Raw genomic sequence first — 805 nt, forward strand, 5'->3', positions numbered from 1 at the left:
CAAGGTAGCCGTATCGGAAGGTGCGGCTGGAATACCTCCTTTTTAGAGCTCATTATCCTGAGAGCTGTTGTTTCCTTTCTTTTAAATTTATTTGCTGCTAACGCAAATGGCTACACGCCAGATGCAAAGCACATAAGTTCTTTCAATTTTTTATTAAGCCAAGTTGGTTATGGACTGAATCGGTTAGTGAGATAGTATCAGCCAACCTTGTCTGATAAACAGATCCGTAGCTCAGCCTGGTTAGAGCACTACACTGATAATGTAGGGGTCAGCAGTTCAAATCTGCTCGGGTCTACAATGATTACGGGGGATTAGCTCAGTTGGCTAGAGCACCTGCCTTGCACGCAGGGGGTCATCGGTTCGAATCCGATATCCTCCACTTAATCACCTTTGTTCTTTCATATTAAATAGGATGTTTGACTAAAGAGTCACCGAGATCGGATCTCACACATCATCAATAATCACACAAATGAAAGCTCGTAAGAGCAGTCAGTGATTAAAAGTTCTTTGACATATTGGGAAATGCAAGTTGTATTCGAGATAGTAATATCTAAATACTAAATTTTTTAAAGCGAATAAGAGCGCATGGTGGATGCCTAGGATCTAAGAGGCGACGAAGGACGTGGTAAGCTGCGATAAGCTACGGGGAGATGCAAACGATCGTTACATCCGTAGATTTCCGAATGGGACAACCCAGTACACTGAAGGTGTATTACTCAGCAATGAGAGCCAACGCAGGGAACTGAAACATCTAAGTACCTGCAGGAAAAGAAAATAAATAATGATTCCCTAAGTAGTGGCGAGC

1 protein-coding gene, 2 tRNA genes and 1 rRNA gene are annotated in these 805 nt (G+C 42.6%); all 4 read left to right on the forward strand.

All coding sequences use genetic code 11. From position 1 onward, the window contains the following. On the forward strand, positions 1-195 hold a 195-nt coding region (locus tag AB6805_RS32440; RefSeq protein WP_370913578.1), incomplete at its 5' end, for a hypothetical protein. A 25-nt stretch (positions 196-220) separates the two neighbouring features. Then, positions 221-295, forward strand: a tRNA-Ile gene (locus AB6805_RS32445). A 10-nt stretch (positions 296-305) separates the two neighbouring features. Then, positions 306-379, forward strand: a tRNA-Ala gene (locus AB6805_RS32450). 186 nt (positions 380-565) lie between these two features. Continuing rightward, a 23S ribosomal RNA gene (locus AB6805_RS32455) occupies positions 566-805 on the forward strand; the annotation flags it as partial.

Source organism: Chitinophaga sp. RCC_12, assembly GCF_041360695.1.
In the GTDB taxonomy this organism is placed as follows: domain Bacteria; phylum Bacteroidota; class Bacteroidia; order Chitinophagales; family Chitinophagaceae; genus Chitinophaga.